The sequence below is a fragment of the Candidatus Clostridium helianthi genome, assembly GCF_045310795.1.
Lineage (GTDB): Bacteria > Bacillota > Clostridia > Clostridiales > Clostridiaceae > Clostridium > Clostridium helianthi.
On record NZ_JBJIAB010000110.1, the window covers coordinates 1 to 836 of the forward strand.

General features: G+C 27.3%; 2 protein-coding genes. Both read left to right on the forward strand.

The window, feature by feature from the left end; all coding sequences use genetic code 11:
- Positions 1–123: 123 nt before the first annotated feature.
- Positions 124–318: a hypothetical protein gene (locus tag ACJDTP_RS27385; RefSeq protein ID WP_406763002.1), complete on the forward strand. Its 195-nt coding sequence runs from the start codon at positions 124–126 to the stop codon at positions 316–318.
- A 125-nt stretch (positions 319–443) separates the two neighbouring features.
- Positions 444–800 (forward strand): EFR1 family ferrodoxin, encoded by a 357-nt coding sequence (locus ACJDTP_RS27390; RefSeq protein ID WP_406763003.1) that lies wholly within the window; start codon positions 444–446, stop codon positions 798–800.
- The last annotated feature ends 36 nt before the right edge of the window (positions 801–836 follow it).

Sequence of the window (836 nt, forward strand, 5' to 3'; positions counted from 1 at the left end):
GGTTTTTAGCGAAATTATTATATCACAAAGGAATGGCTTATTTATTTTTTACAAATTTTGTTTACTCAACAACCTATGATTATTAAAAAATTTGGCTTCTCATTAAGGGAAATAAGTACATTAATGTATAATGAAGTTTTATGCGGTGATATTACAAGTATTAGGAAACTTGTTGGAAATAAGATAAATGAGATTAATAATAAAATGAATGAGCTTATAGAAACAAAAAATCTACTTGAAAAGGTAAAGAAAAATATATTAGATGAGAATTTAGGATGCTGCAGTGATATGGAAATTTATTTAAAAATTAACCCTTGACTGTGTAGTATAGTACATGCCTTAAAATATCAATAAAAACTAGTATATGTATTTAAATATGAAAATTTTCATAATAAGAGTTGTTAGTAAATTACTTGATTATGTAAATGAAATAGGAGGTTTTTATGATAATAGAAGAGGACACAATATTATATTTCTCAGGAACAGGTAACAGCTTGCAAGTAGCCAATGATATAGCACGTGAATTAGGCAATTTTAATTTGTGCAAAATAACTTCACTTGTAGCAAAAGAAAAAATAAAGATTGAAGGAAAAGCACTTGGAATAGTTTTTCCTGTGATATATAATCGTTTGCCATTGGTAGTAGAGAGAATTATAAAAAAGCTAGAAATTAATAAAGATACGTATGTTTTTGCAATAGCAACTCATGGTGGAACACCAGCTGAAGTGTTAAATAAACTAAAAAAGTTATTGCAAAATAATATATATGTTGCAAATTGGTTTCTACATTCGGACGCATAGCCTGTCTATTGTCTGAGTAGGAACCATATTTATAGA